Genomic DNA, 12983 nt, shown 5'->3' with positions numbered 1-12983 from the left:
CGACCATCGCGCCGTCGCGGACGTTCAGTTCGCTGACGACACCGGACTCGGGCGACGTCAGCAAGACGTGCGTCTGGGCCTTGCCGGTTCGGTCAAGGCTCGCGATGATTCCATCAGGAATCGACAAGGCGCGCATCCGCGCTCGCGACGCTTCGAGCAAAGTGGCGTCCATGCCGCCGCGCTTGAGTGCGAGATATTCCTCCTGCGGCGCGAGCCATTCCGGGACGAACAGCGATGCGACTGGTGCGCCTTTTGCGATGCGTTGCATCGGCGCGTTCGCATAGAGCCGGTCGATGTAGCCGGTGACGCGCGACTGCACGACATCCGAGTGCGATTCATCGAACTGCGTCGTGCCGATGGCATCGAATCCGCCGGTCGTTTCCTGCCGACGCACGGTCGCATAGCGAATGCCAAGATTCTGCTCAAGCCCCGGGTCGATCTTGATGCCTGAAGAGCTCTCGCCTTCATCCGCGTAGACAGGCTCAAGTTGCATGTCCATGAATGGCGATTTACCCGGCTTGTCGAAATGCTGGTTCGGCACCATCGGGTCGTGCCAGTACAGCACCTTCCGCCCGGTCTTCGGGTCGATCTTGCCGCCCGGCGAGGCGGCGCCAGTCGAGGCAACTGCGGTGCCGGTCGCCGCGTGACGCGTTCCCGCGAAATAGCCCGCGCCGAGCAGCGCCGCGCCGGCAAATACCGTCAACACCGCGCGTGCCAAAGGTTTCCTGTTCATGCTGTTCTCCGTCATTGCGCGGCGGCCATCGTCGGTGGCACGACTTGATATTCGAGCTGCGCCCAGGTCTGCGACACCTCTCGTTTGAGGTCGAGCACCTGCAACTGCGCTTCCAGTTGGGCACGGCGGGCAGCGAACGTGTCCGCGAGCGAGCCGCTACCAGCGCGATAGGCAGCATTCGCGAGTTGCACGCGCTGGTCCGCGGCGGGCAGCAACGACTGGCTCAGATTGGCGATGCGCTCGCGCCCGCTCGCCAGGGTCGCGGATTGTGCGCGGATGTCGGCTTGCACCTGTCGCAGCGCGTCTTCGTACATCAGCCGCGCCTTCGTGGCGAGTTCGGCTTTCTCGGCGACGTCGCGGTCCTGGTTGTTTTTCCGGTTCAACGGCAATGGAATGGTGACGCCGACGGACACCATATTCGAGTACGCACCGCCGCGTTGCTGGTACGCGACCTCCCATGTCCAGTTCGGGCTGCGCTCGCTGTCGGCGACTGCCGTATCGGCATCAGCGACCGCGATGTCATCCGCGGCGGCGACGAGCGTCGGCTGCGACAGACGCAGTTCGTCAGGTGGGAGCGACGACACGAACGACTCGGGCGCCGGCGGTTCACCGGTCACATCGGAGACGGGAACGGCCGTCCAGCGTGACAACCCAATAAGCGCGGTCTGATAAGTCTGTTGCGCCTTGAGCACCTGGTCCTGAGTCTGCGCGAGCATCACCTGCGCCTGTACCACGTCGGCGGTGCTTGCCTTGGCGCCGCGATACGACGCCTTCGTCGCCTCCAGCTCGTGGTGCATGTGGTCGCGGAGCGCCTGCTGCAGCGCCAGCGCCTGTTTCGCATACACGGCGTTCAGCCAGGCTGTGGAAGTTTGCTGGCGAACGTTGGCGAGTTGCACCAGATAGTCGGCGCGCTCGCGCCCGACCACCTCATCGGCCAACGCGGAACGCAGCTGCCGCTTCTCGCCAGATACCCACTCCTGTTCGATGCCGATGCGGCGCATCGTCATGAAGTCCTGGCCGATGGTGAAGCGTTGCGGACCGTTGACCGGCAGGTTATCGATGCCGGCCTTGAGCATCGGGTCCGGCAGTTGTCCGGCCTTGACGGCCGCCTCGGAGCTGGCGCGGACGGACGACTGCGCGGCCTGCATCGATGCAGAGCGATCGGTCGCCGACTGTAGCGCGGCGTCCAGCGTGAAAGGCGCCTGCTGGGCGTGAACGACGCCCGCGACGAGAAGCGCGGCAAAAAGCGTGTGCACGCGCCAAGGTACACGCCGGCGCAGCGGCGTGCCGAAAATGAATGGCATGTTCTAACCCCAAAGGCGAAATCCCATAGGGATTCCGCGTCCGGCATACGACGAACCTCACCGCAACTGCGGTGAACCTGTCAGCGAGGGATTAGACGAGACGCGGCGGTCGCCATAACCCGTTCGGGTCACGGACCGGAAGAGACTGGGTGTAATGGAAGATGACAGGCGTGCCGACCGCAGCCGGGCGGCCGATTTCAGCCCTGGCGGCCGGGTGATAGAGGCTGCCGAACTGGCATTGGGCGGTTACTTTGCAAAACATGCCCTTGACCTTGGCCTTGTCGACGGATGCGGGCTTCATCGAATCGCAGCCCGGCATGTCAGCGGATACGCTGGCGTCCGCATCCATGGACATGGTTTGCTGCATCGGACATTCACCGGTCAAGCCACTGGCTGCCAGCCCACTGATGGGCAGCACCGCGCAGAGCAGCAACAGGATGACGGTCCGGAGCAGTTTCATGGCGGAAATTATAGCCTGCAGCCTGGCGCGATCGCGGTGGATAATTGCACTACTTTTTGTCGGACCACGATCTGAACCAGACGGGCAGCTTGCAATGCGAACGCCAATGGCGACTGCGGGGTGCGGAGGAGACCAATCAGGAAGTAGCTGATTTCATTATGCAACTCAGTCGGCGGATGCGGGCTTCGATGCGTGCTCGCACTCGAATGTCGCGAAGGTCGGTCAACCAGCGTTCGAATACGGCGGTCTTGATGAGTTCGATCATGTGTCAACTATGGCTGACACTTTTCGACCGTGTCAACTATGACTGACAATGATCGGGCCACCACATACTGTCTCGATCGGTGGGCGGGCGCCTTCAACCCTCGCCAAACCCGTCGTCCGGGTGCAGCGCTTCGAGCGGTTCGAGCATCGTCCTCACCCGCGTGAGTTCCATCACAAATTCGTCAATCAGATCAAGCGCGCCCAGCACCTGCTCGGGCAAGGTACCTTCGCGGCGCGACGGAACCGACGGTGCGCCATTCAATACTGAGTGCGCCATGCTGTGGATCTCAAGCAGATCGTCGCGTAGCCCCTCGGGATCATGAAGCTGGATGCGTATGCGATCGACAATATCGACGGCGGCCAGCAGGCGGGTGGTATCGTAGCTCGATTCGAGCCGCTCGAGCGCGGCGGTGTCGATATCGCCGAAATAGGTCGTCGTGATGGCCGGGCGTGCAGTCATGGTCGGGGTGCATAGGTACGGGCAGCATGGCCGAACAGCGGATCCTTGATCCAGGCTTCCGGCCGACGGTCCAGGTGCAGTTTATAGTGGCCGAAGCGGCGGATGTTGTGGGTCGGGTACGGGCTCAGAAACTCGATGTCTTCGGCGCGCACTTTCTCGCTGTTAGCCGCCATCTCGCGCAGCGCCTGCATCATGTCCACCGTGTTCTGCAAGATCACGGCCGATGCGACCAGGTCATTGTAGCGTAGCCGTTTCTGCTGTTCCTCCGGCTCGTTCTCGGCGATCACGTCACCGCCGAACGACAGCCATTTGGAGAAGCCGTTGTAAGACTCGATCTTGTTCGTGTTCGCGGTGACCTCCTGCCGCAATTCGAGGCTGCCGATCCACTCGAGCAGAAACACCGTGCGAACAACGTTGCCGAGCTCGCGCGCGGCCAGGTACAGCCGGTTCTTGCGGCTTTCGGAGCCGAGCCGGCGCAGCAGCAGCGGCGACGAGATCGTGCCTGCCTGAATCGACAGCGCGACCTGCATCAGCTCCTGCCAGTGCTGCTCGATCAGCACCCAGTCGATGGTCGCCTTGAACAGCTTGTCGACGTGCTTGTATTTGGCCTTGCTGTCTGGGCGGTACAGGACGAGATCCTTCCAGTTGCGAATCCGCGGCATCAGGTTGATGCCGAGCAGGTACGTGAACGCAAAAACGGCGGCCGACTGCCCCTGCGTGTCGGCATGGACCGTATCGGCCTTGATCGACAGGCCCGCTTTCAGCAGGCCCTCGATCACATAGATCGCCTCCCAGACGCCCGGCGGAATGAAGTGCTGGAACACCGCGATATAGTTGTCGGCAACGTGCCGGTACGCGACCGCGCCCATTTTTCGGTAGCGGAAGTGATAGCCGGCCAGCAGGTTGTTGTCGTAGAAGTCGTACTGCGTGCCGTCGGCCGCCACCGTCTTGCCATCGCCCCAGTGTTTTGGCAGGTCCAGCCGCAGGTACAGTTCGATCAGCTCGCGCTGTGCAGTCTCGAGCTTGTCCAGGCTCACGTGCCGACGGTTGACGAACGACAGCATGTGCGCGGTGACATCCGAGTCGAGATGGCGGGCCGCCTGGGTCGGGCCGAGATTGCAGCCCATCGCGAAAATCGTGAGCAGGTAGCGCTCGGCCGCCTTGCGAATCTGGGGATCGCTCCCGGACAGCGGCCCGAAGTGCCGCGTGAAATGCGTCCAGTGTTCGATGTTCGCGAGGATGTCCAGCATGTTTCGCGTCGGCAGGCGGGCGTTCAGCCGCTCCTGCAATGCGATCGCGCTCGCCGGGATCTCTTTCGCGACGGTTTTGCGCAGGATAGGTTCGCCGTGACGATCGATCACGACGTGCTCGCGCTTGCGCGGCAATTCGTCGTCGAGCTTGTGGGAAGCGTCGGTCAGCCATTGACGCAGGTGGCACACGAAGTCACTGCTGGTCGTGGGCATGCCGAGCTTGTCGCAATAGTCTGGCAACTGCTGCTCGCATTGCCGCCATGGCAGGAGGTGATCGCGATAGTCGGCGTAGGCGTCGGAGCCGGACACGCACAGATCGCCGACCCGTAGCTCTTCGGCCATGTACGAGAACACGCAGAGTTCGAGATACCGTCGATTGGTCGGCAATCCGTCGCCGTGGGTGCGACGTGCGAGCTTGCGCCACCGTGGCGCCGCAAAGCCCAGGTCAACATCAGCATCGATCCACTCGCGATGCCGCGACTCGTTTTCCAGCACGACGTCGAGCGCATCGAGCAGCGTGCGGACCGGGCTGGTCGAATCCCATTCGAGCGTACGGGCGACACGCATCATGACCGAACGGTGGGCCTTGAAGTGCTTCCAGAGCAGCGGCAGATAGTTGCGGCCGCTGAACGCGCGGATCGCCGCACAACTCTCGCGCAACGGCTCGAGATCGCCTTTCGGCGCAAGCAGCTTCCTGACCGCTCGGGCGATGGCCGTCTCGTCGGATTCATCGGCGAGAATGTCGACCACACCGTCCAGCAAGCCGACGAGATCCTCGACCTGATCACGCTGTTTTCGCTGAATGGCGTCCAGTTCGTCGCTCGCGCGCTTGTGGATCGCGCCCATGCGCCGGACGAACATGTCGGCGAGATCGTCGCGGGCGCGCACGCGCATACGGTTGAGCAGCGCGACGATCAGCGTGTAGCGCTTCTCGGGCGAAGTGTCGTTCCTGAGCGCCGACGCGTCGAGCGCCATCGCCTGATTGGCGAGCGAGCGCAACTTTGAGGCTGGAATCCCGGCGACGGCCAGTGAGAAATCGCCGAGCTCGTCGAGCCAGGAGACCTGCTCAATCAGCAGGTCCAGATGCTGGCGCGATGGGCGTTTCGCGTGACGCTTGATCCGGTTGTAGGCAGTCTGCCGGCTTGACAGATCACGCGCGAGCAACCGGTCGAGCGCGAGTTTCTGCTCATCGGTCAGGCGTCGCGTGACGCGCTTGAAGAGCCGGGACTGCGCCCGCGCGTGAATCTGTTCGGTCAGCCGACCGAGCGTCGAGAACGCCGGCAGTTCGATATCGCGCGCGATGAGTTCGTCGATCGTCGCGTTGATGATGTCGACCGGTTGGTCCATCGTCAGCGACGCCGTGTGCGCCGCCCGTGTCGCGATCGCGTTGGCGTCGGTGCCGTAATACGGCTTCACGTCCAGGTAGGTGCGAACCGCCGCGTAATGCCGGAACAGCGTTGGGGAGGTCTCTGTGTCGTAGCCGAACTGTACGGAGTCGCCGATATCCGCGGCTGCCCGAATATGCTCGACAACGGCGGCCGGAATGGTGTCGGCCGGCGGGAAATAGTGCAGTTGCTGAAAGACCTTCAGCAGCACCAGCAGGCCCAGTCGAGGTCGCTCACCGCGTGTTGAGCGGCGCGCCCATTCGAGCTCGTCGGGCAGTGGGGTGTAACAGGCTTGCAGTTCCCGGGGTGCCAGAACCTCGGGAAAGCGCGGGTACGCGGTACGTTCGAGGGTAGCCATTGCGGATCGTCCGGATCGCAGAGGGCCGCTTAGATTAGCGCAATAAAAATCTGGCGTTACTGCGCAAAATAGTAATAAGCAAGGCGGAGTTCATAACTACAAGGCTTATGATAGGAATTCGCGCTTACCTTGTCCATGCCCCATGAAGGGAGCACATCCCATAGGGATACGCGTCCCTATGGGGTAAATGAAAAAGGCATGACGAATCCGAGCACCTACTGGAGCTGAACTCGCGAAACGTGCTGAATACCCGCGCCGGCGTAACCGGAGAGGGAGCCCTGTGCGGGCGTGAAGATGGCACTGACGTGCCTGGCTGGATAACGGACCAAGCTACCGGCTGGAAAGCTGGTGAGGATTATAGCGGAAATTTGACCACGAAATTCCTGTTGGGAAGCAAACTCGATGAGGCCACTCGAGTCCGGTTAGCCTGGTCGGCCAGCGTCGGCCAGGTTTCCGCTGACAGCCTGCGCGACCCAGCAAATTCCTTTTCGAAAACCGCCGGTCAGTTGAAGAGTTCTTCCTGCTCTGTCGGCATCGACGACGGCGGCTGATTGTCCTCGGCGGAGACCGTAGCGGCTACCTTCGCCCTGCCCCCCACCTTCGCGAGGTAGCGCTCGACCAGGCGCATCACGTTGCTCATGTCGTCGTCGACACGTTCGACGCCAAGATGCGGATCGACAATCTGGCGAGCCTCGCTCGCCTTGATCCCGAGCACGTCCATGATCGGAGGATCGCTGCCTTCCTCGGATACCAGGAAGAAAGCGGTAACCGGATCCTCCTGCCCTTCCCGATCAAGACGCCAGATCACCTGCTGGTGGATACCCGGTGACCAGTCGAGCTCGCCGAAGACCACGACGGAGCAGCGATGCTGCAGATCGTCGACGCCAGCGCCAGAGCGCAGGGACATGATTATCACGTCGGTGTCGCCCGACATGAATCGATCCTTCTCGGCATTCTTCTTCCCGGCCGTCTCGCTGCCGGTGTACATCGCCGGGCGGAGATCCGCCAGCTCCTTTAGCCATATTTCGTAGACTGCTCGATGCCAGCCCATCAACAGCACCGGCTCTCCGGCCGCTACCATCAGGCGCACAAACTGCGCGACGGCTTTCGCCTTGGAAACGCCGGTAGCCTGCCTGACCATCATGTCCAGTTCGCGCGCAGCCTGACCGCGCTCGATGAATGCGCCTGTCGTTGCCCGGATCGCGAGGCGCCGTGCCATTTCCTCGATCGACTCCACCGCTTTCGCGTCGTAGTCGACGTACTCGACGATCCTGGATACCTTGGGCAGTTCCAGACCGACGTCCGACTTGAGGCGACGCAGCATGACATGCTGTTCACGCAGATACGTGCCAAGCGCCTTCGGATCGGTTATGTGACCGTTGTTGTCGACCCACTCCCGGCAGAAGTCCGCGTACGAGCCGAGCACCGTGTCGTCGATGAACTGCATGACGTTCCACATCTCGACACCGTAGTTGTAGATTGGTGTAGCCGTCAGGCCGAGATGGTAAAGCGTGTGCTCGTATAGAACCTTTGCCGCGCCGCCCTTCGCCGTGCCCGTACCCGTGCGCAGGCTCTGCGGTTCGTCGATGACCATCGCTCGGAAGAAGTCCGTCGCGAAAATATCGGTCCAGCCGAGGATCTGGCTGATCCGGAAGATGTAGACGTCCGCCGGCGGAAGGTCGTAAGGCTTGGCCTGCTTGATGATGTGAACCTTCAGGTTCGTGAAGGCCTGGAGCTTATCGGACCACTGTTTCTGCATATGTGGGTCACAAACGACGGCTCCGGGTAGCGCGCCAGGTTCCGCGCACAGGAAGCCGGCAGCGGTATAGGTTTTCCCGAGGCCTCCCTCATCGCCGAGCAACAGCCCGCGCCGTCGACGCAGCAATTGGATAGCCTGCTGCTGGTAGTGGCGAATGACCTCGCCTTCGCGCAGTCCAAGAATTGCCGGCGGGACATAGTCCGGCAGGAGAATCCGCTCGAGCTCGGCTTGCTGGACGTCGAATAGCGCCTTGCCGGCCAGCAGCGCGGCCTGATCCTCGACCGTCATATGCAACGGGTATCTGGCCAGGAACCACTCCAGATCCGCCGCGACCATCAGATCACGAGGTAGTTCGAATGGGCCGGCCGACTGCTTAGGCACCCGGGGAAACAGCTGCTTGAAGCGGATGGCTACATGCGGCTCGAGACGTGAGACTTCCCACGCCTTGCCGTCCTTGATGAGCCGAAGTTCCCCGAACGTCCGCCGCATCAGATCCACCCCCGGCTCAATGAAGCCGCATATACGGGCTTGCCGTTGATCTCGGCGGGCAATCCCATTGCGATATTCGATGCGAGGACGATCGCGGTCACGTCCGGACTTTCAGCGTACCGTGAGATCTGCTTGAAGATGTCGATCTTCCGCGCCTTGTTGCGCATCTTGCATTCCACGGCGATGCCACCGGCAATCAGGAAATCGAGGATGTCCTTGGGCGAAATGCGCTTCTCCCGCTCGAAAGTCACCCCCGCTGCCTTGAAGGCGGTTTCGACACCCTCCTGCAGGTGCTTTTCCGTCGAGAGGTCGAACCGATGCCCGTGCAGCAGACGCACGATCTGCTCTGGGGTATGAGTCGGGGCTGACGTTGATTGGGACATGGGATGACTGTTCGATGTGCTATGCGCCGAGTTTGCGCGATCGCGTCGTGGATTCAACCCCTGGCGCTTTTAGGCCGCCTCCACGATCAACTCGTCTGGCACGTCAAAGAAGCCTTGCATGCCGCGAAACGGCACCGGCTCGGGAAGCAGACGCGCGTCGGCCGCCATCCAGGCAAACCGACCAGGCGAAAAGTCCCCGAAATTGCCGTGGTCTTCGGCCAGCTCTGACGGCACGCTCTCCTTGAACACGACGCTGCCGATGACGCAGCCGAGGGGCAACTCCCTGAGGGTACGAAAGCCCGCGGCCATGATCGCGCGAAGATATCGGTCGAAGGCTTCTTCCACCGGCGCACCGTCATTGCGATCGCTCACGTACTGCGCGAGCTCTATCAGGTCCCCCGTCGCCTTCGCAGCATGGATGGCCACGCGCGTGCCAACGATCGAGCGTGGAAGGCGCCAGCCCCGCGTTTCGTAACGCTTCGGGCCTACGAGAAGGAGCGAGGCATGCGGTTGCCAGATAGAGATGGCTTTCATGGCGGAGGATCAGATCTTGTCGGTGCGCGTCGACGCCGTGCGCATGGTTCGGGGCTTCGTCTCGACCTGGATCATCGTGACCTTCTCCAGATGCTTCTTTTCGCGGGTCGCCTTGCGCTTGACACGTTTGTTCCGGTCAGCGCTGATCACGATTGCGCCGACACCCACTGCCGTACCTTTTGCCATGATCACTCTCCCTTCACGAAACTACGTTTGCACCAGAAAAGCATCGTCTCCGCTTGTGCCGCGAACGAAGGCATCGATCGCGAAAAACTCCCGGTATCCGACCGAGAATTGCCCGGACCACGTATCGGCCGGCAGCGAGCGAAGCCCGTCCCTCTCGACCTGCCGCTGAAACAGCAGAAATTCCGTCATCGACGCGCGACCTAGGCGCGGGCCGTGACCAGTCAACACGCGGCCGCCCTTCATCGCTTCAACCGCTGCCTCCCACGACGCAAACCCAGCGCTCTCGGCGAACGCCATACAGGGATGCGTACTGGAGAACTCCGTTGGCTTGCCGTGTACGCACGAGATTACGGTGAGCAGCCCTGCCTGTTCCCTGCCCTTGATGCGAGCGTCAGAGGACGAGTCTGGTGATGACAGATCATTCCGATTTGCCATTACCGCACCCGTCCTACGGGTTGTTTCAAAATCCGATTTCATTGCTTGTTCTGCCACTTCTTGCTTACTTTTATCCGTTCAGTCTATCCAGCGATCCTTCAGTTTCTAGCCCCGCGGTGGGATCTCGCCGCAATCAAAAACCCGCGTGCCTTTCGACAACGCGGGTTCAGGGGTTCTCAACGCCTGACGGACGTCGAGCCCAACAGTTCTGCGATTGCAGTTTCGGGACGAATCGCATTCACGGTCGGGTTCCCGATGGGAAAAACCCGATCCGCCCATATGGGAAACCCACCTGGTAGATTGCGCTCGACCGTCCATGCTTTCTCAGTGACGCGTGTGAGCCGGACGGTCCGCACGCAGGGTGCCGAGCTCGATCACGCTGAGCAGCACCTTCGCGAGGTTGCGATCGCGAATGTACGAGCGGATGACGTCCCGCCCGATTTGGCCGTTGTGCTGCACCGTGATCGTGTAGCAACGCTCCGCCGGATCGTCCTCGATGCGCATGAAGCCATCGATTTTTTCAGAACGGATGCGGAACTCCAGTGCCGCGTTGAACATGGCGAAGTCATCGTCAACGTCACGATAGACGAGGCTATGCGCCTGCACGCCTGCATTCACCATCGCCGACCAGACAGTACAGGATCCCGGCGCGTCGTGCGCTTCCAGGTGGTCGATGATGCCGATCAGCCGCTTCGACGTGATGGTGTCACGTTTGATCGGCAGGCACAGATCCGCGAACTCCGCATCGGACCGAGCCGAAAGATCGTCCGCAACGGCCGCATTACCGAGACCAACTGCAAGGATGGATTGAATCGACATATCCTGCTCCTGAACATGTGTTCGCGAAGCAGGCCCCGCACGCGGGACATGCCCCGCGGGGGTGGAAGAATTTGACTGCCGGGAAGCCGGCTGTACCGATAGACGCCAAAATGACGCGCCAGAGGCTGGTAACGTCCAGCTACCGGATCGAGGATCGCTTAAAGTATAACGGCATTTCCTGACAGGAAGCAAATCACGCCGATCACGCAGACTGACTTTGTCGTTACTGCACGGTTTCCTTCGTAACCGTCACAAGGTACGGACCCGAAAGGAAGCTGATGTGCTTCCCGTCGAACGAGCCAAAGATGTCCAGGCCGGCGTTCAGGTCGACCGCGATGGAGGTGTCGAGCGCGTCGCTGACCTGATTTTTGACGAATACCGTTGCCGTAATCACACGCCTCACTTCCGGCCCCTTGATGCAGAACTGCTCGCGCGTCGGCACGACCTTCTGTGCCGTCTGCACATTGCGCACAGGTCCGTAGTAGCAGCCATCGCTTTCCACGACGGTATCGATCACCGGAACACTTTCGACGAACTTTTGCTGGTTGGTCAGATAACTGGCCGTAACGACCACATGCCACTTTGCTGCGTGAGCTGCGCAACATGCCGCGCTTGCGAGTAGTGCAACAAGAATTTTCTTCATCTAGTTCCCCGTAGCGGACGAATCTTGCCCGCGCTTCTTCGAATAATGGACGCCAACCTAACAGCGCCCCTCGGAATCTATGCCGCCTTGGATGGCACCAAATCGACTATTGCCTGGTATCGCTCTCCAAGATGCTCGGCCAAGGCCGACGTCGCGGCCCTTGCCCGTGTTCCGTCCTCCCGGTACAAGCGGGAGTCACTGGACACGGGACGATCGGAGATCCAACTCGGATCCGCCTCAAGTCCCGCAATGCGGGTATCGGAATCAACTCGGCTGAGCACCACGCGCTCCTTGTTGAGGCCGTGCCCGTAGAAATGCAGTGCATCGATAAGCTGCCTGACGAGAGGTGCGGGAAGCGTCACAGCAGCATCGTCGAGTGACATGGCCTGAAGTGCGTTCTGGTCGATGCCTCGAATATGAGGAAGCGTGTCCATCCTGGCCGGTCCTATGCTGAATGGCCTGCCGGCGACTAACTTCCCCGCTCGATCAGGCCGGCCGGAAAGCAGACCCGGAAATTTCGGGAACGCCTCTACCCGGCCACAGCGGCAGGTTAGCTTTCGAAGGTGACGGGAACAATCGCGGAACGCGCGCTAAAGCCGGGGGGTTTCGGGTCGCTTTCAGGCACGCGGGTACTGAGAATACTTCGTTGCTCAATCAGCGTGCGCTCCCCACTCGCTCCCATTCAAGCAATGTCGAGTCCGTCTTGGAATCGACAACGCGGCAGTAGCTGCCGTTCGGACAGAGGAATGAGACGATCAGGGAAGCTAGCCAGTGCCAAGGCACCGCGTATTTCGGCGCCCGCGTGCCGCGCCGCACGAAAACTTGGTAGCGGTGCATGGTTCAGTCCTCGCGCAGGGGAGACGCCAAGCCTCCCTTGGCGTCCCACCGAAATCGGGCGACGACGTTGCTCCAGAATTTCATTCCCTTTCTCCTATCGTGCGTAGCGGGCGCGGCCTGAATAAATTTCCGAATCAATTCCTGATAGGAACATTTCGGACGGCCGGAACCGAAAATACGCGATACCCAAACTGCCCGCAATGGGAAAAGGGAGGGCAATCAGGGGGGAATGGCGAACTGAAGTCGACGATTCTCAACCAAACTCAGTTTCCGATTAGGATGTATCTGCGTTCCGAGTCCGCTGCGCCTTGTCCTGGATCGTCGAATGGGCGCCGTTCTCCGCAGACGACTCGCTCTGAAACAGGGCCGTCGCTATGTGCGCGAGATAAGGATCGTCACCCATGCACGGGCATTCGTCGAGGGGATTCGTTTCGCCTGCGGCTGCTTTGCGGAATCTGGAAAGAAACTTGAACATGGTCGCCTCAATATTTGAATATGTGTTTGCATCGGCGCCACGCTCCAAGCGCCCTTACTGGTAGATCTTCAGCTCCCGATCCGGGGGCAGCACCGTCGGCGCGGCGACATCGGCAAATGCCGATGTCGAAATTGCCGACGACAGAACGTAGAGAAAGGACAGGGTGAGACCGAGCATGTGCATTACCGATTCCGTCGGTGGATTGCAGG

The 12983-nt window shown here is 61.1% G+C and carries 15 protein-coding genes; 1 reads left to right on the top strand and 14 read right to left on the bottom strand.

The annotated features are described in order from the left end of the window. The 13 genes from KH616_RS01660 to KH616_RS01600 all read right to left on the bottom strand — a co-directional run. Positions 1-733 (bottom strand): efflux RND transporter periplasmic adaptor subunit (locus tag KH616_RS01660; RefSeq protein WP_292233096.1); only part of this gene is annotated, 733 nt, incomplete at its 3' end. A gap of 11 nt (positions 734-744) precedes the next feature. After that, a complete protein-coding gene (locus KH616_RS01655; protein ID WP_060096529.1) occupies positions 745-2037 on the bottom strand; it encodes a TolC family protein in 1293 nt (430 codons plus the stop codon). Positions 2038-2128: 91 nt separating this feature from the next. Continuing rightward, positions 2129-2497, bottom strand: a complete 369-nt coding sequence (locus KH616_RS01650; protein WP_011875590.1) for a hypothetical protein — start codon at positions 2495-2497, stop codon at positions 2129-2131. Positions 2498-2855: 358 nt separating this feature from the next. Beyond that, entirely contained in the window at positions 2856-3221 is a 366-nt protein-coding gene (gene tnpC / locus KH616_RS01645; RefSeq protein ID WP_009693043.1) for a Tn3 family transposase post-transcriptional regulator TnpC, read from the bottom strand. Then, positions 3218-6214 carry a Tn3 family transposase gene (locus tag KH616_RS01640; RefSeq protein ID WP_292233071.1) on the bottom strand — a complete coding sequence of 999 codons (2997 nt, stop codon included), beginning with the start codon at positions 6212-6214 and terminating at the stop codon, positions 3218-3220. Before KH616_RS01640 ends, tnpC begins: the two co-directional genes overlap by 4 nt. Before the next feature lie 502 nt (positions 6215-6716). Beyond that, positions 6717-8462 (bottom strand): DEAD/DEAH box helicase, encoded by a 1746-nt coding sequence (locus KH616_RS01635; RefSeq protein WP_242610658.1) that lies wholly within the window; start codon positions 8460-8462, stop codon positions 6717-6719. Then, on the bottom strand, positions 8462-8800 hold the full coding sequence (locus KH616_RS01630; RefSeq protein ID WP_046196478.1) for a hypothetical protein: 339 nt from the start codon (positions 8798-8800) through the stop codon (positions 8462-8464). The genes KH616_RS01635 and KH616_RS01630 overlap by 1 nt, the downstream gene beginning before the upstream one ends. 114 nt (positions 8801-8914) lie before the next feature. Next, positions 8915-9379 (bottom strand): hypothetical protein, encoded by a 465-nt coding sequence (locus tag KH616_RS01625; RefSeq protein WP_046196479.1) that lies wholly within the window; start codon positions 9377-9379, stop codon positions 8915-8917. A gap of 9 nt (positions 9380-9388) precedes the next feature. Next, entirely contained in the window at positions 9389-9565 is a 177-nt protein-coding gene (locus KH616_RS01620; RefSeq protein WP_165487674.1) for a hypothetical protein, read from the bottom strand. A gap of 21 nt (positions 9566-9586) precedes the next feature. Further along, complete coding sequence (locus KH616_RS01615; protein WP_051392236.1) at positions 9587-9862, bottom strand: hypothetical protein; 276 nt, start codon at positions 9860-9862, stop codon at positions 9587-9589. A gap of 462 nt (positions 9863-10324) precedes the next feature. Continuing rightward, positions 10325-10819 (bottom strand): hypothetical protein, encoded by a 495-nt coding sequence (locus tag KH616_RS01610; protein WP_046196480.1) that lies wholly within the window; start codon positions 10817-10819, stop codon positions 10325-10327. 223 nt (positions 10820-11042) lie between these two features. Beyond that, positions 11043-11462: a hypothetical protein gene (locus tag KH616_RS01605; protein ID WP_131754408.1), complete on the bottom strand. Its 420-nt coding sequence runs from the start codon at positions 11460-11462 to the stop codon at positions 11043-11045. Between the two features lie 77 nt (positions 11463-11539). Next, complete coding sequence (locus KH616_RS01600; RefSeq protein WP_046196389.1) at positions 11540-11896, bottom strand: hypothetical protein; 357 nt, start codon at positions 11894-11896, stop codon at positions 11540-11542. A 728-nt stretch (positions 11897-12624) separates the two neighbouring features. Here KH616_RS01600 and KH616_RS01595 point away from each other — a divergent pair. Beyond that, a complete protein-coding gene (locus KH616_RS01595; RefSeq protein WP_165487673.1) occupies positions 12625-12792 on the top strand; it encodes a hypothetical protein in 168 nt (55 codons plus the stop codon). Between the two features lie 36 nt (positions 12793-12828). On the opposite strand, the gene KH616_RS01590 is transcribed toward KH616_RS01595, so the two are convergent. Beyond that, entirely contained in the window at positions 12829-12951 is a 123-nt protein-coding gene (locus KH616_RS01590; protein WP_261318287.1) for a hypothetical protein, read from the bottom strand. Between the last annotated feature and the right edge of the window lie 32 nt (positions 12952-12983).

Source organism: Burkholderia sp. (assembly GCF_018375725.1).
GTDB lineage: Bacteria > Pseudomonadota > Gammaproteobacteria > Burkholderiales > Burkholderiaceae > Burkholderia.
Note: the sequence above shows the minus strand (reverse complement) of the source record. Positions and strands in the feature narration are given on the sequence as shown.

Excerpts from the sequence above, each read along its gene's own strand:
- KH616_RS01655 (WP_060096529.1), bottom strand. The coding sequence starts at position 2,037 with ATGCCATTCATTTTCGGCACGCCGCTGCGCCGGCGTGTACCTTGGCGC.
- KH616_RS01650 (WP_011875590.1), bottom strand. The coding sequence starts at position 2,497 with ATGAAACTGCTCCGGACCGTCATCCTGTTGCTGCTCTGCGCGGTGCTG.
- tnpC (WP_009693043.1), bottom strand. The coding sequence starts at position 3,221 with ATGACTGCACGCCCGGCCATCACGACGACCTATTTCGGCGATATCGAC.
- KH616_RS01640 (WP_292233071.1), bottom strand. The coding sequence starts at position 6,214 with ATGGCTACCCTCGAACGTACCGCGTACCCGCGCTTTCCCGAGGTTCTG.
- KH616_RS01635 (WP_242610658.1), bottom strand. The coding sequence starts at position 8,462 with ATGCGGCGGACGTTCGGGGAACTTCGGCTCATCAAGGACGGCAAGGCG.
- KH616_RS01625 (WP_046196479.1), bottom strand. The coding sequence starts at position 9,379 with ATGAAAGCCATCTCTATCTGGCAACCGCATGCCTCGCTCCTTCTCGTA.
- KH616_RS01620 (WP_165487674.1), bottom strand. The coding sequence starts at position 9,565 with ATGGCAAAAGGTACGGCAGTGGGTGTCGGCGCAATCGTGATCAGCGCT.
- KH616_RS01615 (WP_051392236.1), bottom strand. The coding sequence starts at position 9,862 with ATGGCGTTCGCCGAGAGCGCTGGGTTTGCGTCGTGGGAGGCAGCGGTT.
- KH616_RS01610 (WP_046196480.1), bottom strand. The coding sequence starts at position 10,819 with ATGTCGATTCAATCCATCCTTGCAGTTGGTCTCGGTAATGCGGCCGTT.
- KH616_RS01605 (WP_131754408.1), bottom strand. The coding sequence starts at position 11,462 with ATGAAGAAAATTCTTGTTGCACTACTCGCAAGCGCGGCATGTTGCGCA.
- KH616_RS01600 (WP_046196389.1), bottom strand. The coding sequence starts at position 11,896 with ATGGACACGCTTCCTCATATTCGAGGCATCGACCAGAACGCACTTCAG.
- KH616_RS01595 (WP_165487673.1), top strand. The coding sequence starts at position 12,625 with ATGGGCGCCGTTCTCCGCAGACGACTCGCTCTGAAACAGGGCCGTCGC.
- KH616_RS01590 (WP_261318287.1), bottom strand. The coding sequence starts at position 12,951 with ATGCTCGGTCTCACCCTGTCCTTTCTCTACGTTCTGTCGTCGGCAATT.